Origin of the sequence: Flavihumibacter stibioxidans, assembly GCF_014332695.1 — a bacterium.
Taxonomy (GTDB): domain Bacteria; phylum Bacteroidota; class Bacteroidia; order Chitinophagales; family Chitinophagaceae; genus Flavihumibacter; species Flavihumibacter stibioxidans.
In genome coordinates, this window is sequence record NZ_MBUA01000029.1 from 257,875 (window position 1) to 282,483 (window position 24,609).

General features: G+C 50.6%; 24 protein-coding genes. 8 read left to right on the forward strand and 16 right to left on the reverse strand.

Annotated features, from left to right (window positions below; translation table 11 throughout):
• Positions 1 to 11: 11 nt before the first annotated feature.
• The 6 genes from BC349_RS17995 to BC349_RS18020 all read right to left on the reverse strand — a co-directional run bounded on the left by BC349_RS17995 (position 12) and on the right by BC349_RS18020 (position 4,875).
• Positions 12 to 1,175, reverse strand: coding sequence for an NRAMP family divalent metal transporter (locus tag BC349_RS17995; protein WP_187258171.1), 1,164 nt, complete (start codon positions 1,173 to 1,175; stop codon positions 12 to 14).
• A complete protein-coding gene (locus BC349_RS18000) occupies positions 1,172 to 1,960 on the reverse strand; it encodes a 5-oxoprolinase subunit PxpA (protein ID WP_187258172.1) in 789 nt (262 codons plus the stop codon). The genes BC349_RS17995 and BC349_RS18000 overlap by 4 nt, the downstream gene beginning before the upstream one ends.
• Positions 1,957 to 2,934 carry a 5-oxoprolinase subunit C family protein gene (locus BC349_RS18005; RefSeq protein WP_187258173.1) on the reverse strand — a complete coding sequence of 326 codons (978 nt, stop codon included), beginning with the start codon at positions 2,932 to 2,934 and terminating at the stop codon, positions 1,957 to 1,959. Before BC349_RS18005 ends, BC349_RS18000 begins: the two co-directional genes overlap by 4 nt.
• Positions 2,921 to 3,640 carry a 5-oxoprolinase subunit PxpB gene (gene pxpB / locus BC349_RS18010; RefSeq protein WP_187258174.1) on the reverse strand — a complete coding sequence of 240 codons (720 nt, stop codon included), beginning with the start codon at positions 3,638 to 3,640 and terminating at the stop codon, positions 2,921 to 2,923. The genes BC349_RS18005 and pxpB overlap by 14 nt, the downstream gene beginning before the upstream one ends.
• A 159-nt stretch (positions 3,641 to 3,799) precedes the next feature.
• Positions 3,800 to 4,396 (reverse strand): NifU family protein, encoded by a 597-nt coding sequence (locus BC349_RS18015; RefSeq protein WP_187258175.1) that lies wholly within the window; start codon positions 4,394 to 4,396, stop codon positions 3,800 to 3,802.
• 86 nt (positions 4,397 to 4,482) lie between these two features.
• Positions 4,483 to 4,875 (reverse strand): MerC domain-containing protein, encoded by a 393-nt coding sequence (locus BC349_RS18020; protein WP_187258176.1) that lies wholly within the window; start codon positions 4,873 to 4,875, stop codon positions 4,483 to 4,485.
• A 183-nt stretch (positions 4,876 to 5,058) separates the two neighbouring features.
• Here BC349_RS18020 and BC349_RS18025 point away from each other — a divergent pair, with 183 nt between their 5' ends.
• Together BC349_RS18025 and BC349_RS18030 are read left to right on the forward strand one after the other, a co-directional pair.
• The gene (locus BC349_RS18025) at positions 5,059 to 5,721 is read left to right on the forward strand and encodes an SCO family protein (RefSeq protein WP_187258177.1); all 663 of its coding nucleotides are present in this window, start codon (positions 5,059 to 5,061) and stop codon (positions 5,719 to 5,721) included.
• A 5-nt stretch (positions 5,722 to 5,726) separates the two neighbouring features.
• Positions 5,727 to 6,158 (forward strand): Fur family transcriptional regulator, encoded by a 432-nt coding sequence (locus BC349_RS18030; protein ID WP_187258178.1) that lies wholly within the window; start codon positions 5,727 to 5,729, stop codon positions 6,156 to 6,158.
• A 287-nt stretch (positions 6,159 to 6,445) separates the two neighbouring features.
• Here BC349_RS18030 and BC349_RS18035 read toward each other — a convergent pair whose 3' ends face one another.
• From BC349_RS18035 to BC349_RS18050, 4 genes are all read right to left on the reverse strand, one after another.
• Positions 6,446 to 8,170 (reverse strand): M3 family oligoendopeptidase, encoded by a 1,725-nt coding sequence (locus BC349_RS18035; RefSeq protein ID WP_187258179.1) that lies wholly within the window; start codon positions 8,168 to 8,170, stop codon positions 6,446 to 6,448.
• Positions 8,171 to 8,182: 12 nt separating this feature from the next.
• Positions 8,183 to 8,755 carry a DUF5606 family protein gene (locus BC349_RS18040; protein WP_187258180.1) on the reverse strand — a complete coding sequence of 191 codons (573 nt, stop codon included), beginning with the start codon at positions 8,753 to 8,755 and terminating at the stop codon, positions 8,183 to 8,185.
• Between the two features lie 41 nt (positions 8,756 to 8,796).
• Positions 8,797 to 9,546 carry a LytR/AlgR family response regulator transcription factor gene (locus tag BC349_RS18045; RefSeq protein WP_187258181.1) on the reverse strand — a complete coding sequence of 250 codons (750 nt, stop codon included), beginning with the start codon at positions 9,544 to 9,546 and terminating at the stop codon, positions 8,797 to 8,799.
• Positions 9,547 to 9,674: 128 nt separating this feature from the next.
• A complete protein-coding gene (locus BC349_RS18050) occupies positions 9,675 to 10,745 on the reverse strand; it encodes a sensor histidine kinase (RefSeq protein ID WP_246457048.1) in 1,071 nt (356 codons plus the stop codon).
• A 72-nt stretch (positions 10,746 to 10,817) separates the two neighbouring features.
• Here BC349_RS18050 and BC349_RS18055 point away from each other — a divergent pair, with 72 nt between their 5' ends.
• From BC349_RS18055 to BC349_RS18065, 3 genes are all read left to right on the forward strand, one after another.
• Positions 10,818 to 11,231 (forward strand): DUF1761 domain-containing protein, encoded by a 414-nt coding sequence (locus BC349_RS18055; protein WP_187258182.1) that lies wholly within the window; start codon positions 10,818 to 10,820, stop codon positions 11,229 to 11,231.
• 236 nt (positions 11,232 to 11,467) lie between these two features.
• Entirely contained in the window at positions 11,468 to 11,971 is a 504-nt protein-coding gene (locus tag BC349_RS18060; RefSeq protein WP_187258183.1) for an SRPBCC family protein, read from the forward strand.
• Position 11,972: 1 nt separating this feature from the next.
• Positions 11,973 to 12,515: a DUF6265 family protein gene (locus BC349_RS18065; RefSeq protein WP_187258184.1), complete on the forward strand. Its 543-nt coding sequence runs from the start codon at positions 11,973 to 11,975 to the stop codon at positions 12,513 to 12,515.
• 122 nt (positions 12,516 to 12,637) lie between these two features.
• On the opposite strand, the gene BC349_RS18070 is transcribed toward BC349_RS18065, so the two are convergent.
• From BC349_RS18070 to BC349_RS20060, 5 genes are all read right to left on the reverse strand, one after another.
• Entirely contained in the window at positions 12,638 to 13,561 is a 924-nt protein-coding gene (locus BC349_RS18070; protein ID WP_187258185.1) for a 1-phosphofructokinase family hexose kinase, read from the reverse strand.
• Positions 13,562 to 13,566: 5 nt separating this feature from the next.
• Entirely contained in the window at positions 13,567 to 14,220 is a 654-nt protein-coding gene (locus BC349_RS18075; RefSeq protein ID WP_187258186.1) for a DsbA family protein, read from the reverse strand.
• Positions 14,221 to 14,386: 166 nt separating this feature from the next.
• Positions 14,387 to 17,287 carry a DNA polymerase I gene (polA, locus tag BC349_RS18080; RefSeq protein WP_187258187.1) on the reverse strand — a complete coding sequence of 967 codons (2,901 nt, stop codon included), beginning with the start codon at positions 17,285 to 17,287 and terminating at the stop codon, positions 14,387 to 14,389.
• A gap of 39 nt (positions 17,288 to 17,326) precedes the next feature.
• Complete coding sequence (locus BC349_RS18085; RefSeq protein ID WP_343063791.1) at positions 17,327 to 18,499, reverse strand: ATP-binding protein; 1,173 nt, start codon at positions 18,497 to 18,499, stop codon at positions 17,327 to 17,329.
• The gene (locus BC349_RS20060) at positions 18,414 to 18,593 is read right to left on the reverse strand and encodes a hypothetical protein (RefSeq protein WP_246457052.1); all 180 of its coding nucleotides are present in this window, start codon (positions 18,591 to 18,593) and stop codon (positions 18,414 to 18,416) included. Before BC349_RS20060 ends, BC349_RS18085 begins: the two co-directional genes overlap by 86 nt.
• A 186-nt stretch (positions 18,594 to 18,779) precedes the next feature.
• Between BC349_RS20060 and BC349_RS18090 the strand changes: the two genes are divergently transcribed.
• Together BC349_RS18090 and BC349_RS18095 are read left to right on the forward strand one after the other, a co-directional pair.
• A complete protein-coding gene (locus tag BC349_RS18090; RefSeq protein ID WP_187258189.1) occupies positions 18,780 to 19,097 on the forward strand; it encodes a carboxypeptidase-like regulatory domain-containing protein in 318 nt (105 codons plus the stop codon).
• Between the two features lie 161 nt (positions 19,098 to 19,258).
• Positions 19,259 to 20,908 (forward strand): DUF4091 domain-containing protein, encoded by a 1,650-nt coding sequence (locus tag BC349_RS18095; RefSeq protein WP_187258190.1) that lies wholly within the window; start codon positions 19,259 to 19,261, stop codon positions 20,906 to 20,908.
• Positions 20,909 to 21,010: 102 nt separating this feature from the next.
• On the opposite strand, the gene BC349_RS18100 is transcribed toward BC349_RS18095, so the two are convergent.
• On the reverse strand, positions 21,011 to 21,499 hold the full coding sequence (locus BC349_RS18100) for a hypothetical protein (protein ID WP_187258191.1): 489 nt from the start codon (positions 21,497 to 21,499) through the stop codon (positions 21,011 to 21,013).
• Between the two features lie 274 nt (positions 21,500 to 21,773).
• Here BC349_RS18100 and BC349_RS18105 point away from each other — a divergent pair, with 274 nt between their 5' ends.
• Positions 21,774 to 24,326 (forward strand): glycoside hydrolase family 95 protein, encoded by a 2,553-nt coding sequence (locus tag BC349_RS18105; protein WP_187258192.1) that lies wholly within the window; start codon positions 21,774 to 21,776, stop codon positions 24,324 to 24,326.
• Positions 24,327 to 24,609 lie beyond the last annotated feature (283 nt).

The following is a 24,609-nucleotide window of genomic DNA, read 5'->3' on the forward strand; positions in this document are numbered from 1 at the left end:
CGTTGAATCCATCACTGCAATATTACCTGCAGTGCCATAAATGCCAGCACCAATGCTATCAACGCTCCGGAGAGGCCCAGCCACTTCGGGTGTTGGTAGCCATTTGGCGGTTGCCTGTATATGGCTATTAACAGGATAAAAAGCGATACAGGCAGCACGAGTCCGTTGATGAGTCCGGCCCAGACAAGCAATTGCACCGGTCTTCCCACCAGCAGGAAAATAATGGTGGAGAGGGTAACGAATGCGGTAACCACCCAGGCCTGGTTTTTCAGGAGCCATGGGTGATAGGAACGCAGAAAGGAGATGGAAGTGTAAGCCGATCCGATGACGGAGGTAATCGCCGCACTCCACATAACAATGCCGAACAAACGAAAACCTGTTTCCCCGGCCGCCTGGCGGAACACATCGGCCGCCGGATTGGCGGCATCGGGAATTATTCCCTTCGACACAATTCCCAGCGCGGCGAGGAAAAGTATGATGCGCATAGTGGATGCCGTTAGTATGCCCCTCACTGCGGCACGGCTCACCAGTTTAATTTTATTTTCTTCCGGCAATCCTGCTTCGAGCAGTCTGTGGGCCCCTGCGAAGCTGATGTATCCGCCCACGGTTCCGCCCACGATGGTAAGGATGGAGAGGTAATCAATTTTTTCCGGCCATACGGTGCGGTAGAGTGCCGTAAGTACCGGTGGTTTTGAAACGAAGGCTACATAACAGGTGAGTAGAATCATGAGTACTCCCAGCCATTTCACTGAGCGGTCGATGGCGGCGGTGGCGTCTTTCCTGAAAATAAGGAACACCACCAGTATTGCGCTGAGGAGCGCTCCATAACGGGTATCCATTCCCGTTATCACTTCCAGACCCATGCCTGCGCCTGCGATATTCCCGATGTTGAATGCCAGCCCCCCGAGCACGATCAATGCAGACAGCAGCCCCCCGAGCCCGGGCAGGAGCTCACCCGCGATCTGTTGGGCGGGTTTGTTGCTTACATTGATGATTCGCCAGATATTCAGTTGCACGCCAATATCGAGCAGGATGGAAACAGCAATCACAAAACCGAAACTGGCTGCAAGTTGTTGGGTAAAGACCGTGGTTTGGGTGAGAAAACCCGGGCCGATGGCTGAGGTGGCCATCAGAAAAGCGGCGCCCCAGAAGGCCGAAGACCGGTTTTTGTTCATGGGTGGGAGGTATTCATAGGGTTGTTGCGGGCGGGTCCGTGCGGCGGCCTGACCCGGATATTATTTTCGGTTAAGGCCTCTGACAGTGCCCGGGCGAATTCGGGCGCATGGGCACCGTCGCCGTGAATGCAGATGGTATCCACCGGCAGCGGGATGGTCAGTCCGTCAGCGCTGGTCACCGTTTGTTCTTCGATCATACGAATTGCCTGTTGCACCGCCTGTTTGGTTTCTGTGATCATTGCATTGTGCATGGTACGGGGTGTCAGCAGACCGTCCCGGGTATAGGTGCGGTCAGCGAATCCTTCGGAAGCGGTTGGGAGCCCGATTCTTTTACCGGCTTCGACCAGCAGGCTGCCGGCCATACCATATAAAACCAGGGCAGGATCAAAATCTTTCACTGCGGCGGCAATGGCTTTTGCCAGGTCGGGGTCGGTGGCAGCCTGGTTATAGAGCGCGCCATGCGGCTTAACATGGGTCAACTGAATATCTTCCGCTTTACAGATGGCATATAAGGCGCCGATCTGGTAGAGGATGAGGGCATAACATTCGCCGGGAGGAACCTGCATGGTGCGGCGGCCAAAATGTTCGCGGTCTTCCCAGGAAGGATGTGCGCCAACTGCCACCCCGAATTTTTTCGCGAGCCGGGCGGTTTCCTGCATGGTGTGGGCATTGCCGGCATGGAAGCCGCAGGCAATATTTACCGAGCTGATCAAAGGCAGGATGGCCGCCTCATGGCCGGTGCCTTCACCCAGGTCGCAATTGATATCGATAGCAAGGGATCTCATGAAAAATGCAGGTTGTAGTCTTTGATCAAAGATCGCAACTGGCTTTCACGGGCCAGCCAGGTATTTTCAGCATCAGCAAGGTTGATGGCAGTAAAACGGATCTGGCTTCCCGCGGTTTTCTGTGCCAGCAGGGGTAGATCTGCCGCGATGACCTGGCCGATGCGGGGGTAGCCGCCGGCTGTTTGCGCATCGGCCATGAGGACCAGCACCTGTCCATCGGGACTCACCTGCATGGTACCGGGAACCACTGCAGTGGAAATCAGCTCCCGCTGCATGTCCAGGTAAAGCGGCTGTCCTTTGAGGCGGTAACCCATACGGTTGGCAATGGTGGTCAGTTCAAACGCTTCTGCCTCCACAGCCCTTCTGCTATCTGTGGTAAAACTCCCGTATTCATGTCCCGGCACAAAACGGATGGATTGCCTGGAGTAATCGGGTATGGCGGAGGGTGCCAGCCGGCGCCGGTTAACATTTTCTTTTGTGGACAGGAACCGGATGATTTTTTCGGCAACTGGTTCCGGCATGATGGCGAGGGGAAGTTCATCGCCCTGTTGGAGAAGCCTGCCATGGAGTCCGCCGAAACCCGCCACCAGGTTGGTGCTGCGGCTGCCAAGCACCGGTGCAATTCGAAACCCGCCATGAACAGACAGATAAGCCATCCCGCCTTTTTCCGGAATGATCTGCAATGTGTCACCTGCTTCCGCGAGTGCCGGCTGCCAGAAGGGAAGGGCCTGTTCGTTCAGGGTCGCCCGGTAACCGGACCCCGTTATTGCGATCAGCTGGGTCTTGTTAAAACTGACGGAGAACAATCCTGCGGCAACCTCTGCGACTGCGGCCTGGTCGGTATTTGCTACCAGCATATTTCCAAGCTGGGCGGCAAGAGGATCCATGACCCCACCCCGGACGATGCCCATATTGCGGTAGCCTTCACGGCCCAGGTCCTGTATGGAGGCGATGCCTGTTTTAAGAATCCTCATATTGATTCAGGTATAAAAAAGTCTGCCGGTCGATCCTGGTAAACCGAACGGTATCTCCGGCTTTGAGGAGACAGGGATTGGTATCCCCGATGTTGAATAGTTTCATGGGGGTGCGGCCAATGATGTTCCAGCCACCCGGGGTATTGAACGGATAGATGCCGGTCTGTTTGCCTGCTATGCCGACTGAGCCGGCCGGCACGCTGAGGGCGGGACTGGCTTTTCGGGGGGTGTCCAGTGCATCGGGCAATATTCCCAGGTAGGGGAAACCCGGACTGAACCCCACCATAAAAACATAGTAAACCTGGCTGGTATGCAGCCTGATCACTTCTTCCGTATCGAGGCCCTGGTAGGCTGCGAGGGTTGCGAGATCCGGGCCATAGGACGGATCGTAGCAAACCGGGATCAGGTGCTCTTTTCCGGAAACAATCGAAGTGCTGGTAATGATTGAGGCCAGATTTTGGAGCCAGGTGGTGACAAATTCAAGGGGCGATGATTGGGTATGCTGGTAAACCTCCCAGGGGTCAAAGAAAACAGTGAGGCTGTTAAAGGCGATGGATACATCCCTGAAACCGGGAAAAGTATGTTGCGAGATGGCCTGCATGAGGGCCATCAGCTCACGGTGCCGTTTAACCGAGATCTCGTTACCATATTCGATGGTAATGGCCGATTCGGAAAGGGGGAAAACTGGTGAACGGTGAATGGTCAATGGTTAATGGGTCAATGTATTTACCGGGTAAGTTACAAAAGAGAATGATAAACCCCAATAAATGAAAAGGCCGTCCTTTCGGACAGCCTACTTATTATATATTGTTACAAAAGGTGAAATCATTCACCATTGACCCTTCACCCTTCACCCTTCACCCTGTCATTCCGCTTCGGCAACAACTTCCTTCACTTCAGGGATCATGCGCTTCATCATGCCTTCGATACCGGCCTTGAGTGTGATCATGCTGGAGGGGCAACCGGAGCAGGAACCCTGCATCATCAGGTTAACCACACCATCCTGGTAGCTTTTGAACTGGATGGCGCCACCGTCCATTTCAACAGCAGGCTTTACATAGTTCTCGAGCAGTTCCTTGATGCGCTTCACCACATCATCGTCATCTGCGCTCACTTCATTGCTGCCCTGGGGTTTGAGGCTGGCAACTTCTTCTTCGTTAACCACGGGCTTTCCTTCTTCCAGGTAGTCCTTCAGAAACTGGCGGATGGAGGGAATGACATCATTCCATTCGGTTTCGCTGGTTTTTGTAAGGGTAACGAAATTGCTGGCAATGAAAACACTTTTGATAAAAGGAAAACCAAACAACTCGACCGCCAGGGGTGAGGGTTTGGCACTATCCATATCGGGAAGGTCAATGCTTCTGCCCGGGTACAATAATTTGTTGGCAACAAATTTCATTGTCTCGGGATTGGGAGTCATTTCTGTATAGATACTGATAACTGGATTACCGGTTTTAATCATGTGCAACTGATTTACATGCAAAAATAACAATTGCTGGCTGGCAAAGTTTGTGAAATCCGGAAAACTTAGTGACGGACCTCATCCGATTAGTGATTACAGTCGGCTGCATGGCAGTGATCGGCCTTCCTGCAGAGGTGATAATTGCGGAAATGGGCGTACACAATGGCCAGAACCGCCGGTGCCAGGAAAACAAGCTGGTATTGATGCCAGACCTGTTTGGCCAGTAAGAGCAGGATGCCTGTGGTAAAGAAAATATAAGGCTCTGCCCTGTGGTGGTGCAGCTTGTACCCATGATAGAGGGAATTCGCCCCAATGCCGAAAGCAACCAGTATCATGAAGTATTCAAATGCTTCATTATCAATGATGTTCATGCCAAATATGGGCAGGCTGCTCATAATTAGCGGCAATACGGCACAGTGGATGGCGCAGGCCACAGATGCGGCGATTCCGAGGGCGTCCCAATTAATTTTGAATGACATAATGGACGGCAAAAATAGGAAGATGCAACTTTGTTGCAAAATATTTCTTCTTAAACCTGGGATAGTCTGCCCTGAAGGGCTGTTAAAACCAGGGCTACAGCCTGCCCCGGAGTGGTTGGTGAAACAGGGCCTGTGTAAAACGACTGTACCATTTGAGTGGATTCGCCTGTAAATTTGCAGATCATGAGTAAGAGAACATTGTTTTTAGCGGGCTTTTTTGGCCTCTTGTTTGCCGGTTTTGTTTTCGCAATGACCAAAGTGATACCCGGATTTGGCGAGGTGAAGATGCCTGTCCTGAGTCATGTACAGCCATTTAAGTTCCTGGACCAGAACGGGCAGGAGTTTACCGAGCGGCAGGTGGAGGGAAAGGTTTATGTGGCCGAGTATTTTTTTACGACTTGTACGGGCATCTGTCCCAAAATGAACACCAATATGAAAGAGGTGTTCGACAGGTATAAAAATGAAGCCGGGTTCATGATCCTGTCACATTCCGTAGATCCGGTAACGGATTCGGTAGGCAGGATGAAATTTTATGCTGATTCGCTGGGTGTGAACGGGAGCAACTGGCATTTCCTGACAGGTCGTAAGGACAGCCTCTATTATGCTGCCAGGGTTAGTTACCTGCTGGATGACCCCAAGAACAACAATGAAAAAATTGAGGACCAGTTTATTCATACCCAGTTTTTTGCGCTGGTAGATAAAGCGGGTCGTGTCAGGAGAATTTATGATGGACTGAAAAAGGAAGAAGTGACGCAGTTGATTGAAGACATCCCGGCTTTGCTTGCGGAAAAAGAAAGCAGCGGCCCGAGGTTCACCAATGGTTTATTCAATAATAATCCCCAGTAGTATACATGCAGGAAACCATTCAGAATATACTTAAGAAAAACCTGTTGAGTATAACGGGCAGCCGGGTTAAGATCCTGGAACTTTTTCTTGCACAGAACGGGGCCCTGGCCCATGGCGATATTGAAAAGCGCACCGGTGAAAAGTTCGACAGGGTTACCGTTTACCGAACGCTGCAGGTTTTTCTGAACAAAGGTATCATTCACAGCATCCCTACTGCAGATAACAGTGTCCTGTATGCGCTTTGTAAAGATGATTGCGCAGAAGGGCATCACCACGATAATCATGTGCATTTTGTTTGTGATAATTGCGGCAACACCGTTTGCATGGATGAAGTAACTGTTCCTTTGATCAAATTGCCGAATGGCTATGAAATGAGGCAGGTGGAAATGGTGGTGAGCGGCAGGTGTAAGGTGTGTGCGGCGGGAAAAGGCGTCTGACGTTTGGGGGGAAGGCGTCGGGGGGGAAGGCGTCTGACGTTTAGGATTACTGAATTCGACAATCTCAAACGTCAGACGCCTTTCACGCCAAAACCCCGTGTCAGACGCCTTTCCCCGTACAAAAAATAAAGCCCCGATGTAGACACACCGGGACTTTTGGTTAAGGCTCTGATTAGTAGCTATTTTAAAGAAGATCTAAATCTTCTAAGTGTTTTCCTGTACAAATATATTGTTATAAATCATTAACGGCAAATTTTCCATATACCCTAATGTGGGTATTTTTCTGCCTAATTTTCTAGTTTGTTCATCTCTTCTTTCACAAACTGCATCAATGTTTTAACACGATTAGGTCCGAGGTCAAAGCTGATGCCAGCTGTCTTATAAAGTTCCGGCAGCGTGCGGGTTCCGCCTAAGGAAAGGGCATGCATATAATTGTCCAGCGCTTTCTCCCTGTCTTCCTTGTACTGCATCCACATTCCTATAGCACCTAACTGGGCGATACCGTATTCGATATAGTAAAAAGGCACTTCAAAAAGATGCAACTGGCGCTGCCAGCCATATTTACGGAATTCCTCCAGGCCGCTAAGGTCCAGCACGCCGGTAGAAAATTCGTCGTTGATGGCCACCCATTTTGCAGCCCTCTCTTCAGCAGTGTGATTCGGGTTTTCGTACACCCAATGCTGGAACTTATCAATGATCGCGATCCAAGGGAATATGGTGATCACCCTTTCCAGCTGGTGTTCTTTTGCGCGCTTCAGCTCTTCCTTATCCTTGAAAAAACTGTGCCAGTAATCCATGCTGAACAGTTCCATACTCATACTTGCCACTTCCGCCACCTCCATCGGGTATTCCTTGAATGCAGTCAGTTCGAGCGGATGTGCGAGGAAGGAGTGGATCGCATGACCGCCTTCGTGAACCATGGTGGTTACATCGTGCATCTGGCCGGCAGCATTCATGAAGATAAAGGGGGCACCGGTTTCGGCAAGGGGGCAATTATACCCGCCGGGAGCCTTACCCATGCGGCTTTCAAGGTCCAGGCGGCCCATTTTTTTCATGGTCAGAAGGCACTCTGCAAAGAATGGCCTCAGCTCACGGAAACATTCAATCGATTTTTCCAGCAGTTCTTCGCCGGAACTGAATGGGCGCAGTGGTTTAACACCTGCCGGCTGGGCTTCCGTGTCCCAGGGACGCAGGGTGTCCAGTTCCAGTTTTGACCTTTTCTTTTCATATATGGCGGCAACAAGAGGCACCACATGTTGTTTCACGGCTTCGTGAAAGGCGAAACAATCTTCTTTGGTATAATCAAAACGACCCATCTCCGCGAATTTATAATCGCGGTAATTGGCGAACCCTGCATTCAGGGCTACCTGGTGGCGCTTTTCAATCAGTCTGGAATAGAGTTCGTTCAGTTGGTCACGGTCCTGGTAACGACGTTCCTGGATCTTCCGGTAAACCTCTTCCCTTTTGCTGCGGTCAGGGTTCTCCAGGAATTTACTTGCCTGCTGGAGGGTGTATTGCTTCTCATCCACCGTCACCGTCATCTTGCCGGAAATCACCCCATATTGCTGGGCCATCACACTCAGATCGGCCTGCAGGGGAATGTTTTCCTCCCGGTACAGGTCAATTGATTTTTTTACGCTGCGGAGATAGGTGAAATACTGGTCGTGGTCCAGTTCCATGGTGTATGGATTCTCGATCAGTTTACGGTTCAGCAGGTCGGCGTATGGCTGGATCTTAGGCTGGATCTCCATGACGAAATAGGTGAAAGCTTCTTCCAGCTCTTTGTTTTCCGTATCACAGGTCATGCGGATCTGGCGCCAGCTGGCATCTTCACTCACCACGGCTTCCAGCTCACTGCTGTCTTTCAGCCATTTTTCCAGTTCAACACCGGACATAAGGGGCCTCTCAAGAAGGTCCCTGAAATAAGGTTCCAGCGCATCCCAGGTTGTAATGGTAAAATCTGCGGGCAGGAACTGCCGGCGGGGAGGATGGATATGTGCGGTGGCGTTCATACTGTAGATTTCTTATTCTTCCGTCTTCTTCTTCTTCGCCGTCTTCTTTGGCCTGGCTTCCTCTTCGGTTGCTGGTTCTTCGCCGGCTTCCTTTTTAGGAGCAGCTTTTTTCTTCGCTGCCTTTGGTTTTTCTTCCTCGACCGGTGCCGCAGCCACTGCCTCTTCCACTACAGCAGCTTCTTCAACGGGTTCTTCAGCGTACTCAGTGAGTTTGATGGCCACGCTGTTCTTTTTCAGCACCTCGAACCATTTCACCATCTTCTTCATGTCGCTGGTGTACACGCGGCTGAAGTCCATATCCGGATAAACCTTTTCGAAATAACCCTTGATCGAGGCTGCATTCTTTACATCCGGAAGTGACTCGCTGTTTTTTTCCATGGCCTGGAAAATGTCCACGAGGTTAACGTTGTCGCGCTGGGTATATATTTCTATGCTCTCAAGGTGAGAGAAATTGTGCACGCGGGAGGAAACGAATTTGGTAGACTGGTCATCCAGGGAGCGAACGATCGCGCCATCTGTTTTACTGGCCACCAATTCAAACAAACCGGGCAACCCGGTCACGGCAATAATTCTGTTGTATTCCATATCTGCTAAATTGTAAAGGAGGTGCAAGATAAAACAAAATTTCAGGCATCCATCCATTCCTTAAAACCGGCCGCCTGTTCGCTGCTCACGATCACTTCTTCTGGCGCTTCCGGGACTAATTCCACCTGTATCCGGCCCTTTCCGACCGATTTCAGCTTTTTTATTGCGTTGATGCTGGTAATATATTTGCGGTTCAGGCGGTAAAAATGGGCGGGATCCAGTCCTTTTTCCAGGTCAGCCAGCGATTTGTCGAGCAGGTATCGCTGTCCGTTCCGGTCCACCAGGCAGGTCATTTTATGGGCGGCATAACACCAGGCGATCTCGGATGTTTTGATCGAAATATAGTCTGTGCCGCGTTTGATCAGCCATCTCTTCTTATAGCCGGCGGGCTGTTGGCGCCATAACTGCAGTTGCTCCACAGCGCCTGAAAAATGCTGTTTGAGGTGTTCATATTTAGAGAGGGCGGCTTCAAGCTTTTCGGGGCGGATGGGCTTGAGCAGGTAGTCAATGCTGTTGTGTTCAAAAGCTTCCTGCCAGTATTCGTCATAAGCGGTACAGAAGATCACCGGGCAATTGATTTTTACCTGTTCAAAGATGCGGAAGGACTGTCCGTCGCTGAGTTCGATATCCATCAACAGCAGGTCGGGGTGCGGGTTTTCGCGAAGCCAGCTTACGGCCTCCACCACACTTCCCAGGCTGGCCACCAGCTCCACCGGTATGGCCGTTTGTTCCAGCATGGCGGTCAATCTGGCCACGGCAGGTTGTTCATCCTCTATGATCAGTATTTTCATATTGTATTGTCAATAATGTGCCGGTTGTTTTGTGCCGGTACTGGTTTGAGCTCCGGCCTTTCAGGCTTTGCGCACTGAACGGTAACCTGCCCCGGCATCGCTGGTAAGCAGAGCGATACCGGATCTTTTCAGGCCAGGGGCAGCAGTGGCAACCGCACCGTAAATTCTCTCTCTGTAGCAATGATATCAATATTCTTCGAGCTGATCAGGCGGTAACGTTCGGCGAGGTTCGCCAGTCCCAGCCCGTTTGAAACCCGGTCAGTTCTTATCTCGCCAACCTCATTGGTCATGACCAGTTTTTCGCCTTCTATACGCAGCACTATCGTCAATGGATATACGCGGGAAAACTCATTGTGTTTGACGGCGTTTTCCATCAGCAGCTGCAGCGAGATGGGTGGCAGCAACCACTTGTCCGGCGCGGATTCCGGTACTTCGTTCTGCAGGAAGAGGCTGTCGCCGAAGCGTATCTTCAGCAGTGAAAAGTAATTTTCGAGGAAAGCCATCTCTTCGCTCAGCAATACCAGGTCGCGTCCTTTGTTCAGAAGGATATACCGGTACACATCGGCCAGTGTATCATTAAACTGCCTGGCTTTTGAGGGGGAAGATTCGATCAGGTGGCTCAGGGTATTAAGCGAGTTGAAAATGAAATGCGGGTCGATCTGGTTTTTCAGTGCCTCGAGGGCTGATTCGGCGCGGGCCTTTTCCAGTTGGCTGTTCCGCAACATTTCTGATTCGGATTCCTTCACCAGGAATACTGTTTCATACACGTGCACGATGAAGATCACGGCTATCAGGATGATGAGGGTGGTATTGAGCAGGGTGTTCCAGTTCACCAGGCCATCCAGGAACAGGTGATACCATCCCGTCAGTAATAAAACGCTGATGGGGATGGTGTAAAAAGGGATGACCAGCAGCAGGGCGCCGATCTTGCGCATGGGGTGGTTGAACCAGTTGAAATAAGACCGCAGTGTAAATAGCAGGTAACGGTTTCCCTGCCATACGATGAATGCGATGCCGATGGTATAGAGATAACTGAATTTGATCTGCAGGTGGCTGAGTTCCTGGTGGGGAACCATGCGGGTCAGCAGTGGGATGGCGATGCCGCAGAACGGTATCAGGATCACCCGGAAACCGATATCATTGATTTGTCCGGGTACCGTGTCGGGCTTCGTCGGTGATATAAGGGCTTTCAATCCCATGCAATCTGGTTTCGGTGGCTTTCAATTGGCCGGTATGAATTTAGACAATAGTTTAGGATACAAAACAATCATATGGATATCTCAACCATTAACTGGCTGGCGGTTTTTGTGGCGGGTATTTCCGCTTTTGTAGTGGGCGGCATCTGGTACTCGCCCGGATTGTTCGGCAATGCCTGGATGAAGGACAGCGGCCTGAACGAAGAGGACATCAAAAAGGGGAACAAGGGTAAGATCTTTGGCTTTACGGCGATTTTTTCGCTGTTGATGGCGGCCAACCTGGGAATGTTCCTGGTGGATTCACCACAGATGAAAACGGATCTGGGCTGGGGTGCCACAGCGGGTTTCCTGGCCGGCATCTGGACCTTCTGTGCCATTGCGATTCACAGCCTGTTTGAGCTGAAAAGCTGGCGGCATATCCTGATCAACGGGGGATATAGTGTGGTGGCGCTGACTTTGATGGGAGCTATAATCGGGCTGTGGAGGTAAGGGGGTCGCAAATCAACATCCGATCAGCTGGTTCGGGATTCCGACCACTGATATTGACCGTGCGCAGCAGTTTTATGAAAGGATCGTGGATATGGAGAGGGTACCGAAAACAGAAGTGAGTCCCGAAATCGGTTTTATGGCCGTTCTCATTGATACGGAAGGGAACCGGGTTGGGCTGCATTCTGTGCCGGTTTAGGTCCCCGGTAATTCGTATCTTAAGGAATAAACCTTGCCTGATGAGTACAAAAAATGACTGGTCGCGGTTCGTGGTGCGGATCAATATCCGGGCCCCACGGTCGAGGATATACGAAGCCTGGGCAACCAGTTCGGGAATGGAGTGGTGGTTTCTTCGGACATGTGAATATACTGATGCAGGTGGCAGGTTACTGGAGCCGGATATTTTTGCGGTTAAGGGTACCAGTTATAAGTTCCTGTGGCATGGTTATCCCGATGAAACATTTGAATTCGGCGAGATAATGGAAGCCAATGGTCGCGACCTGTTCCGGTTTCGTTTTGGTAAAGCGGGAACCTGTACGGTGCGGATTTTACTGGCCGGTGATGAACAGATTGTGGAGTTGGAGCAGGGGGAGATTCCGCTGGACGAACTGTCGAAGATGCAGTATCATGTGGGATGTAAAACCGGTTGGACATTCTATCTCACCAACCTCAAAAGCCTGTTGGAGGGCGGTATTGACCTGAGGAATAAGGACATCAATCTGCAAGACATGCTTAATGCCTGATATGAAAACCTGCCTGATTATAATTTTCTTCGCTCCTTTATTTTGGGCGGGATGGGATCTTTCGGTTATAGGTAACCGTGAATATGTGCCGGAATGGCCTGGGGAATTGGCTGTGGGCGGGCAGCTCTACCAAGATAAAAAAGATTTTAACCGGTTAAAAGCGCTTCTTGGCACCTGGGTACGCCAGACATCTGCCGGTCCGGGATATGAGGAATGGGTCATTGGCAATGACGACAATCTGAGGGGGCGGGAGTACCGGGTGGCGGGTGGTGATACCATTGTGCGGGAGCGGGTGAACCTGGCCAGGAAGCAGCAGCAGGTTGTATATGCGGTCACGGGTTCTGATCCCAGGGAGCCGTTGCCGGTAGCGTTTTTCCTGGTGGAAGCGGGCAGGAAACGGTTTGTTTTCGCCAATCCGACCCATGATTTCCCTAAAAGGATTGTGTATGAATTCAGCGGCACTGATTCTCTCCATGCCTGGATTGACGGCGGGGAAAAGGATGCGGCCACGCGGGTTGATTATTATTACCGTAGGGTGAAATGATTTGTGGTTAGGCGGCCGGGGAATGGCGTCTGACGTTTAGGATTACTGAATTCACCGGACACAAACGTCAGACGCCACTGTAGAGCCTTCACCCGTCGGGTGGCACCCGACGGGTGAAGGGACTATTGTTGCAGCCACTGGTAGAGGCGATTCACATCGGCGACCTGGAAAAGCTGGGTGCCCGGGTTCATGGTGGCGGCGGTTCCGCAGGCGACGCCATAACGGACCATATCTTCGGGGGAGGCATTTTTCCAGATCTGGTAAGCCATACCGGCCACCATGCTGTCGCCGGCGCCAACGGTACTCTGTTTTTTAACTGTAGGCGCAGACACCTGTAGGTGTTGATCACGCGTAACCAGCAGTGCGCCCTGGGCTCCGAGGGAAACCACCACCATCTGGCAGCGGCCTGATTGGAGTAATTGGCGGGCGGCATCCAGCACTTCCCCGGTTTCCAGTTTTTCTTTTCCGGTTAGCTGGCTGAGTTCGTGGAGGTTGGGCTTGAGCAGGAAAACCCCGGTTTCAGCGGCTTTTAACAAAGGCTCACCTGAGCAGTCGATCAGGCAGGGAATGCCATTGGCATTGGCGTAAGCCGCTATCCGGGCATAAAAATCCGTATTGAATCCAGGGGGGAGGCTGCCGCTTCCAACGATGAGTTTGGGTTTGTCCGGAAGACCAGCCAGTGCGGACAGGATCTTATCTGCATCTGTGCCGTCTAATGTGGGGCCGGGTAAAACAAACCGGAACTGGTTGTTGCTATTGGTTTCCAGCACCACCATGTTTTCGCGGGTTTCGCCGCTGACGGACACAGCGTTGTATAGAATGTTTTCCTGTTTCAGGCAGGCTTCCAGTTGTTGGCCATTGATGCCGCCACTGGTGATGATGGCCATATTCGGCGCGCCTAGTCGGGTCAGGGCCTTACTTACATTGATACCACCACCGCCGGCCTCTACCACCATTTCGGTACAGCGTAATTTCTTTTCGGGGACCAGTTGTTCGGTGGATGTGCTTTTATCCACCGCCGGGTTGGGGGTGATGGTAATGATCATGGTGCTTAGTTTTTATTCAGGTCAGCCAGTACGGCTTCGATGCGCTGAACCAGTGAAGACTGATCAGTATATCCCCTGGCAAGCAGGAAAAATTTCGAATCGCTCACCTGGATCAGCACGGCAGGGTATCCTGTGACCTGCAACTGTTTGCAGAGCTGGAATTCATAGTAAGCTTTTTCGCGGTATTCCTCGCTGCCCAGTCTTTCATAAAAATCCTTCTCATTAAAATTATATTTCTCAATGAGATGCCGATAGGCTTCATTATCGGTGAGATCTCGTCCTTCATAGTGCAGGGCATATTGGAGGTCGGCTGCAAATTCCACCTGCCGGTCGGGGAAATATTCCTTGGCTATGCAGAGCGCGATGGCCGGCTTCTCGGAATTCGGATACCAGTCGCTGTCTTCGGGATGGAATATATGCCAGAGATAGTCTTCCCCGAAGCGGATGCCTGTGAGGTCTTCCACCGCCTTGTAGCCATCCCGGATATATTCAGCCATCACCCCGATATGGCGGGGGTGATCAGGTAATATCATACCGCCGGAAAGCACTTCAAAGGCGATGCGGTCGGAGTATAGTTCGTGGATGTTTTTGATAACGGGACTGAATCCATAACACCAGCCGCAATAGGCGTCGTAACAGTAATAAATCGTAGGGGTCATTGTGCAAAATAAGGGCTTAATGAGATTTTTTCGGCCGGAGGCGGCCGATCCTCTCAAATCTTTAACTAATCCAATGAAAAACCGGCGGGTCAGGTGGCGGCCTCCCGATCACCCGTCGGGTGCCACCCGTCGGGTGGCACCCGACGGGTAGTAAAAGTACGAAAGGCTAGTGCGCTTCGAGCCAGTTGCCGCCCTGGCCGACCTCGGCGATGACCGGAACCTCATTGGGGAGGGGCAGGGCATTCTGCATACACTCAACAATAAGGGGTTTCAGGATGTCCGCCTCTTCTTTCAGTGCATCGAATAACAATTCATCGTGCACCTGGAGAATCATTTTGCTCTTCAGCTTTTCCCGGCGAATGGCTTCATGCATGGCGGTCATGGCGAGCTTGATCATGTCAGCCGCTGTTCCCTGGATCGGAGAATTGATGGCGTTTCGCTCAGCAAATCCGCGGACAGTAAAATTCGAGGAATTGATATCGCGCAGCCAGCGTTTGCGTCCCATCAGCGTTTGTACATAGCCGTTTTCCTTTGCGAAGTTCACGGTCTCGTCCATATACCGGGAGATTCCGCTGAACTCTTTTTTATAATTGTCGATGATGGTTTTGGCCTCCGTTCGGCTGATACCCAGGTTATCGGCCAGTCCGAATGCGCCCTGACCATAGATAATGCCGAAGTTCACGCTCTTGGCCTTGCGACGCATGTCTTTGGTCACTTCCGCCTCATCGATGCCATACACTTTTGCGGCGGTTGCCGTATGGATATCCTTACCCAGCCGGAAAGCCTCGCACATATTGGGATCTCCACTGATTGCCGCCACGATGCGGAGTTCGATCTGGGAATAGTCGGCAGACAAAAGGATATGATTGGCATCCCGCGGGATGAAAGCCTTTCGGATCTCACGGCCGCGTTCGGTTCGAACCGGGATGTTCTGCAGGTTCGGGTTGTTGCTTGACAATCGACCTGTCACCGCCACTGCCTGCGCATAGGAGGTGTGCACGCGACCGGTTTTTCGGTTAATGATTGCCGGTAGTGCATCCACATAGGTGGATTTAAGTTTGGTCAGTTCACGGAAAGCGAGAATATCATCCACGATCGGGTTCTGCATGGCCAGTTTTGTCAGTACATCTTCACCAGTGGCGTATTGACCGGTCTTGGTTTTTTTGGCCTTGGGGTCCAGTTTCAGTTTTTCAAACAACACTTCACCCAGTTGTTTGGGGGATGCCAGGTTGAACCGCACACCTGCCTGCGAATAAACCCGCTCCTCAGCAGTTTTGGCTTCACGTTCCAGTTCTTTGGAATATTCCCGGAGGAAGTCCATATCCACTTTCACGCCTTCGAACTCCATATCGGTGAGGACTTTTACCAGCGGGTTTTCCACTTTATCAAAAACTGCCGTCACATTCAGTTCCTTCATCAGAGGAACGAATTTTTGTTTGAGCTGCAGGGTGATATCGGCATCTTCAGCGGCATATTCCTTAACTTTTTCCACTTCCACATCGCGCATATTGCCCTGGTTTTTGCCTTTCTTGCCGATCAGTTCTTCGATGTGAACGGGTTCGTAACCAAGGTACTTTGAGCTTAGCAAATCCATACTCCGCTTGCCTTCGGGATCGATCACATAGTGCGCCAGCATGGTGTCAAACAGGTTGCCTGCCAGTTCAACGCCATACCATTTCAATACCAGCAGGTCGTACTTGATGTTTTGTCCCACCCAGGTTTTTGTCTTATCGGCGAACAATGGCATAAAATGGGTGAGGATCTTTTTGGTAGCTGCCTGGTCAGCCGGACAGGGAACATAGAATCCCTCATGTGGCTGAAGTGAAAAGGAGAGTCCCACCAGTTCGGCATCGTTGGCGTCGATATTGGTGGTTTCGGTATCGAAGCAGATCTCACCGGCAGCGGTTAATCTTTTTACCAGGGCAGCGATGGCGTCTTCGCCCTCAACCAGTTCATAGTGGTGGGGTGTATTGTGAATGTTTTTTTCTACCGTGAGGCCCATGTCGGCAGCCAGTTCATCGGCATTACCCGACAGGCCGTTTCCGTTGGCAGGTCCATTATCAGTTCCGTCCTCCATTCCCAACCCATTGTTCCCATTTGCGTTTCCCGATGCCCTGTTGCTTTGTCCGGCAACAGGATTACCGAACAGGTCCCGCTGCACGCCCTGTGGCGCCTGGTTGGAAGTCACAGGAATTTCTTCCCCCAGGATGCGTTTGGCAACGGTACGGAATTCGAGTTCGGTGAATACTTCTTTCAGCGCTTCTTTATTCCAGTCTTTCAGGCGGAAGTCTTCTTCGTGGAATTCCACCGGCACTGTGGTAATAATGGTGGCCAGTTTCTTTGACACGGTGGCGGATTCTTTACCGTTGCGGACTTTTTCGCCCAGGGCGCCTTTAATATTTTCGGCATTGGCCAGGACGTTTTCCAGGGTGCCATATTCTGCCAGCAGTTTGGCCGCGGTTTTTTCCCCGACGCCTGCAATACCGGGAATATTGTCAACGGCATCGCCCATGAGTCCGAGCATATCGATCACCTGGTCTACCGATTTGATATTCCATTTGGCACAAACTTCTTCGGGACCCATGATCTCGATATCGCCGCCCTGGTAACCGGGTTTGTAGATTTTGATCTTATCGGAAACAAGCTGTCCGTAATCCTTGTCAGGCGTCACCATGAAAACCTCGTAACCCGAAGCTGCGGCCTGTTTGCTGAGGGTGCCTACGACATCATCTGCCTCGAAGCCATCCAGCTCCACCACCGGTATATTGAATCCACGGATGATGCGTTTGATATCGGGGATAGCCAGCAGCAGGTCTTCGGGCGCTTCCTGCCGGTTAGCCTTGTATTCGACAAAATCGGTATGTCTTTCGGTTGGGGCCTGGGTGTCGAAACAAACGGCCATATGGGTGGGATGGCGGTTATTGATCAGTTCGAGCAAGGCGTTGACGAAACCGAACTGGGCATTGGTATTTTTACCCTGGGAGGTGATCCGGGGGCTGCGGATCAGGGCATAATAGGCCCGGAAGATCAGGGCCATGGCATCGAGGAGGAAGAGGCGTTTGTCCATGAAGCGAAGATAGTGAATGGTGAATGGTGAATGGGCGGGTTAAAGGAGGGCCGGCAGGAATTTATCCAGCAGTGATTCGAGGCTGATGATCCGGATATTATCAAACCCGGTGAGATTGGTTTTTCCCGGGTAAATGATGAAGTTCTTTTTGGTTGTAAGGTCTGCGATGCATTGCCGGAATCCTTTGTTAGGGGTTGGTTCGGAACTGTAACTGATATCAATGCAGGCAATGGGCCGGTTGTTTTTCACCAGGACAAGGTCGGCCTCTGCGCCGTGCTGGGTTCGGTAATAATGCGCTGATATTCTGGTTGGCAATGCTTTACATATTTCATTAACTACATATGCTTCCCAGCTTCCGCCCACTGCCATATGGGTGCAGAGATTGGTATGGCTGTCAATTCCCAGCAGTGTGTGGAGCAGGCCGGAATCGCGCAGGTAAATTTTAGGTGACCTGATAAGGCGTTTTTTATCGTTTGGCAGCCAGGGGGAGAGATTTCTCAGGAGATAGGCATTTTCGAGCTGGTCGAGGTACCTTTTGGCAGTGGGACCGGTGATTCCCAGTGATCTTGCGAGTTGTTCGAGGTTAAGGATATTGCCATTAAAAGAGGCGATCATTTTCAGGCAATTCAACATTTTGTCGGGAGAAAGCCTGAGGTCTGAATAAAATGGCAATTCCTGGCTGAGATACTGGTGGATGAAATTATCAGTCCAATGTAAAAATGCTTTATCCGATTTTGATTTCAGTGCCTGGGGATATCCCCCGCGAAACCAGTGCCGGTTCCTGGACAACTTCACTGCCAGGGCTTCTTTCAAACCAATGCCTTCGAGGTCGCGAAAAACCATTTTTCCATTGCTGCGGCCTGAAGTTTTAGGATGCGGTTTCAGATCGTTTTTGGCAGGGAGATTTGTTTTTGGCGGCAGTGAAAACCCGGCAATCGAATCGGGGTTCAGGGATGAGACCAGGATAAAGCGCCCCGGTTTTTTATAAAAATCCAATTCCTTCCTGATGGCGGGCAAAATCTGCGGCATGAATTGAATTTCATCCAGGAGGATCAAATGTGTCCGGCGTGTCGAAAAAAACAAATCCGGGTTTTCCAGTTTTTTCCTGTCGATGGCTTTGCTGCAATCAAGGAAGGCGGTTTTCTTTTTCAATCGTTTTGCGATCGATTTCGACAAAATTGATTTTCCGGCGTTTCGGGGACCCGAAATCACCAAAACCGGCGAATTTTTCAAAATCGCCATAAAATCCAGAGTTGATTTGCGCCTGATCATGAAATGAAATTAAAAATAAAGCGAGTAAAATCAAAATATAAATTGTGATATACTCGCATAAAAACAAAGCTCAGGAATAAATTTTTCCACCGTATTTAATGACAATAACCGGCATAAAAATCCCTCCGTTTTTCCATTAACAATTCTATAAGACCAAACGGCACAATGCTTGGAATACAGTCCCAGATAACAATTCATTTATCCGATTTAAAACAAGTGTATGAAAAAGATGAAATTTACTGCCCTGGCACTGGGTGTGATGACAGCAGGATTATTTGCCTTTAAGGGCATTGATAGTGGCTCTATAAAAGGGACAGTGAACCCGGCAGATGGCGCTGTCCAGGCATGGGCCTATTCACAGACTGATACCCTGAAAGCACCTGTTTCAGAAGGAGTTTTTGAAATCTCCGGCCTGAAAGCGGGTGATTACAGGCTGGTCATCGAGGCAAAAGCCCCCTATAAAAACCAGGTGAAGGAAAATGTAAGCGTTGCAGATGGTCAGACCACCGACGTAGGCGAGATCAAACTGGAGCAATAAGCATTTATTCTGCAATAAAAATTAAAAGCGGCGCCATTCCCCGGGCCGCTTTTTTCACTCCTGTAATCAATCGATTGCGTCAAATAACATATTGATCAGCAATTATTCAATGCATGTTAATAATTTGTAGGTGGTATTAATGCCATAACAAATTGCCATTCATGAAACAAGCACTGTCGTTCCTGCTTTTGCTCCCCTTTAATATGCTCATTGCCCAGACCGGCTTCATCAGCAGCAATATCCGGCTGGTAAAGGACAGCAACATTACGGTGTTGCCGAAGCAAAAACTGCAGCAGCATGCGTGGCGGGGTGAAAAATTAAATGCGCAGATCCTCCTCACGGCAGATAAAAATCTCTCTGCGCCCACGGTGAGGACCAGTGCCCTGGTATCGGGAAACGGGACCACTATTTCACCAGCGAATATTTCAGTAGGTTACCTGCGTTATGTCAAAACGGACGCATTTGTTTCCGGATGCGGCTATCGTAAACCGCAGGATTTTGATTCTTCCCTAGTAGCTGATATTATAGATAATCTTCCGCCGGCCAACCTGAAAAAAGGACAGCAGCAGTCGGTGTGGCTGACTGTAAAAGTGCCTGCTGATGCGGCACCTGGCACTTATTCCGGAACTATCACTGTCAATGCGGGTAAACAAATCCGGCTCAGCTATAGCCTGGAAGTGGCCAACCGTACCCTTCCCCCGCCCGCGGATTGGGTATTCAGCCTGGATTTATGGCAGCATCCTGCTGCGATTGCAAGGGTACACAAGGTGGCATTATGGAGTGAGGAACATTACCGGTTAATGCGACCATATTATGAATTGCTGGCTTCGGCGGGGCAAAAAAATATTACCACCAGCATTGTTCATGAACCATGGGGTCACCAGGCATATGATGATTTTCCTTCGCTTGTTCAGTGGACGAAGAAAAGGGATGGCAACTGGCATTTTGATTTTAGCCGCTTTGATGAGTATGTTGAGTTTGTGATGAGTTGCGGAATCAATAAGCGCATTAACTGTTACTCCATGATTCCGTGGAAAATGATGGTTACCTACCGGGATGAACAACTGGGAAAGGACAGCTCTTTCCAGACAACCATGGGGTCTGATCTTTACCGTGAAAGCTGGGTTCCGATGTTAAAGGATTTTACTGCCCATCTCAAGTCCAAAGGCTGGTTTCAGATGACCAGCATTGCAATGGATGAGCGGCCGATGAAGGATATGCAAACTGCTATTTCCATGCTGAAGGGGATTGATCCGGCATGGAGAATTGCGCTGGCTGGTGATTATCATCCCGAAATCCAGCAGGATATATTTGATTATTGTGTGGCTTCCCGCTGGCAGTTTGATCCTGCAGTGTTGCAGGAACGAAAGGCTGCCGGAAAGCCCAGTACCTTTTACACCTGTTGTGTGGAGAAGTATCCCAACGGCTTTACCTTTTCACCGCCGGCTGAGCATACCTGGATCGGCTGGTATGCCATGGCAAAGGGCTTTACCGGATACCTGCGGTGGGCCTATAACAGCTGGCCTGCTGATCCGCTGAATGACAGCCGTTTTACCGCATGGCCTGCGGGGGATACCTACCAGGTGTATCCGGGCCCCTTAAGTTCAATCAGAATGGAGAAACTAATTGAAGGCATACAGGACTATGAGAAGATCCGTATACTGCAACAGCAATGGATAAACGAAGGTGACAGCAAAAAACTATCCTCACTGCAACAGATACTGGGGGCATTTGAGATTGCAAAACTTGAACACACACCTGCTGATAAAATGGTGGAGGAGGCAAAAGCTGCATTAGTGGCGTTACAATAATTGGCTTTAAGGATTCTGCCATATACCGCTACATCCGGTTTATGGATATTCCCAGGGTATAAATCAAATAACCGGATACAATGCCAGACCCAACAGTTCCGGTTATACAATTCCCTGCCTGCGGGGTCTGTCGATCTCCTGTAGCTGATTGATTTTTCTTTGCCAGTATTCCGCTTTCCGGAGTAAGGACCGGGCATCATACATGCTGTCTGTGCGGGCATTATAGAATGTTAACCGGAGGACCGACTGGTCATTCAGGTAACAGTCAAGTACAATTGTGCTGATATCATCTCCTTCTGAAACAATTTTTTCAACCAGGCATTTTTTCAACTCGTTAATGGACACCTGACGGTATTTCCAGGACGACAGTGTGAACTCAATGAAAACAATTTTGGCCTGGCTGTAATCCAGCGCAACTATCCTGTTGTTGAAATAGTCGTAGAGGTCTGCTGAAATGTTTTGTTCGCTGAGCAGGGTCCTGAATTGTTTCAACCGCTTGCTGTTGTGTTGTTTGATCGCTACGGGCCTATAGAACAGCAGTAAAATCAGGATAATGCCCAGGGCGGCACCTACAGTTATTTCCGATTGCATGGCAGAGCAGTTTAATACGTGTAAACAGATCCGGGACTGTGTTGTATGAATACCCGGAAAAGCAGGTATTACCCCGGGCCGTTTATTATCGGGCCGGGGTCAGCGTATTAAAGTCCTTGAAATTTGAGAAGAAATAACTCATGTGTAACGAATATAACTTTTTAAATCATCAGACTGAAATGAAAATGTTAAGAAAGAACCTGAATGCGGTATTTTAATAGCAGGGTCCACCCACTTCAGTTCTTAAATTACATTCCGTAACGATTGGCAAAACATGAAACATACTTTCCGCTTTTTCCTGGTGCTGCTGGCAGCTTATTGTTCACCCGATGTTTATGCTCAAAGGGATGATCTTACCATCAGGTTTGACACTGCCGCATTGACATTTACCGAAAGCCTTCCGCTTGGTAATGGCCGGCTTGGTGCCATGCTCTATGGCAATACAGGCAGGGAAAGAATTGCGTTGAATGAGATCTCGCTCTGGTCGGGCGGGCCACAGGAGGCAGACCGGGACAGCGCGTTCCTGTATCTTAAGCCCATCCAGGAGTTCCTGCTTGCGGGGAAAAACAAGGAAGCCCAGGACCTGCTGCAGAAACATTTTGTATCCAAAGGTGCCGGCTCTGGTTATGGAAGCGGCGCCAAAGAAAAATACGGCTGTTACCAGGCATTGGGTGATCTGTTCATTACATGGAAAGACGGCGCCGGCAAGATAAGCGGTTACACAAGACAGTTAGATCTTGAGACTGCCGTCGCCGCCATGCAATTCAACCGAAATGGCCAGCTGATACGCGAGGAAATATTTGCAGATTTTGTCAACGACATTATCTGGGTAAAGATCAGCAGCAATAAAAAAGGCGGGATGCAATTCAATCTCAGCTTATCGCGCCAGGAAAATGCCGGCACTTCTGTGATAGATGGCAGGCTGGTAATGGAAGGGCAACTGCCATCAGGCAGGGATGCGGGAATGCGTTTTGCGACCATTGCGGAGCCGGTTTTGAGGGATGGCAGATTGTTTACTGATGGCAACGAACTGATTGTTGAGCATGCCACTGAAGTATGGGTGAAGATCTCCGCTGCCACCAATTTTGACCATGCCACCGGCTTGCTCAGTGGAGATGATCCGGTGACCCTGGCCGATACCCATCTTCGCAAAACAGCCCGCATTGATTATAAAACGGCAGCCGCGAAAAGTACCAGTGCCTATCAATCCTGGTTCAACCGTAGCCGCTGGCAAATGCCCGCCCAGACAGCGGTAAGCAGGAAATCCATCTCTCACGGTCAACCAGTTGTTGGGAATTCAATTGCTGATGCCGGGCGGACATCGATGTTGCAGCGGACATCCAGTAGGGGGCTGAACACCAACCAGCGGCTCATCCGATATGCAAAAGGTCTGTCGGATCCTCTGTTGCCTGTGCTCTATTATAATTTCGGGCGCTACCTGCTTATCTCTTCCTCCCGCCCTGGTTTGTTACCGGCCAACCTGCAGGGACTGTGGGCAACCGAATACCAGACACCCTGGAACGGTGATTACCACCTCAATATCAATATACAGATGAATTACTGGCCTGCGGAACTTACCGGCCTGGGAGAGCTTGCCGAACCACTGCATCGTTTTACCCGCGACCTGGTGGAGAATGGGGAAAGGACCGCTAAAGCTTATTACAATACCGAAGGCTGGGTGGCCCATGTGATCAGCAATCCGTGGCGTTATACATCTCCGGGTGAAGGCGCGGATTGGGGCTCCACCCTAACCGGAGGAGCGTGGTTATGCGAACATATCCGGGAGCATTTCCGGTTTACCCGCGATACGGCGTTTCTTCGTTCATACTATCCTGTTATGAAGGGAGCCGCAAAATTCCTGCAGGGCATACTCATTGAAGAACCAACTCACAAATGGCTGGTAACGGCGCCCTCCAATTCGCCCGAGCACGCCTATATAATGCCTGTTGGATTCCGGGGTTCAACCGTGATGGGTCCGGCCATGGACCAGCAGATCTGCAGGGAGATTTTCAATGCCTGTGCGGAGGCTGCCGCGATACTGGGAACGGATGCCGCGTGGCAGGCAGAACTGAAGGAACTCATTCCGCGGCTGGCGCCCAACCAGATCGGGGCAGCGGGCGACCTGAACGAATGGCTGCATGACTGGAAGGACAATGAACCCCGTCACCGGCACATATCGCACCTGTACGGACTGCATCCTTATGATGAGATCACGCCCTGGCAAACACCGGAGCTGGCGGCGGCGGCGAGGAAAACACTGGAGCAGCGCGGGGATGATGGAACAGGATGGAGCAAGGCCTGGAAGATAAATTTCTGGGCAAGGCTGGGGGATGGTGATCATGCTTTTCAGCTTGTCCGGGACCTGCTTAAGCCGGTTTCCGGCGGAACAGGTATGAATATGCGGGGTGGTGGCGGCAGTTATGCCAATCTTTTCTGCGCGCATCCGCCCTTCCAGATCGATGGCAATTTCGGCGGAACGGCCGGCCTCGCGGAGATGTTATTACAAAGTCACGGGCAGGATGAGGTGATCCGGTTATTACCGGCATTGCCAAATCATGCCGACTGGAAGCAGGGAAGTATCACCGGATTACGCGCCCGCGGCGGATTTGAGGTGGCCATGGAATGGAAAAACGGAAAGCTGGATCGTGCAAGCATTCAATCGCATGCAGGCGAATATTGCAATCTGCTGCTTCCAGCGGGTCAAACACTCACTGATTCCGGGGGAAAACCTGTGAAATATCAGTCGGTTGGACCCACAAATGGCCGTGTCGAAGCCCGGGTAGTGCGGTTTTCAACAGTTCCCGGAGGAGTATATATCCTGAAATAATTAATCTTAAATCCCGGCCATTTTCTGTCGCCGGCGGGTCCTGCACGCTGGCAAATCCATATTCTGGTTTTTTTCTGGTATCAAAATTCCGGAACCCATTTTGCTGTTACCGTAAATGGTACCCTTGCCTCATCACTTCAACCTCATCACTTGCTAGTTCATATGCTTGCCCCATATACCTGGGCTTTGGATCAACTGCGGCAAGCGGCTCATTGCTTACTACTCCATGCACTTGCCTCAAATACCCCGAAATGGAGTATTTTTGCGCCGAATTGAGACCGAA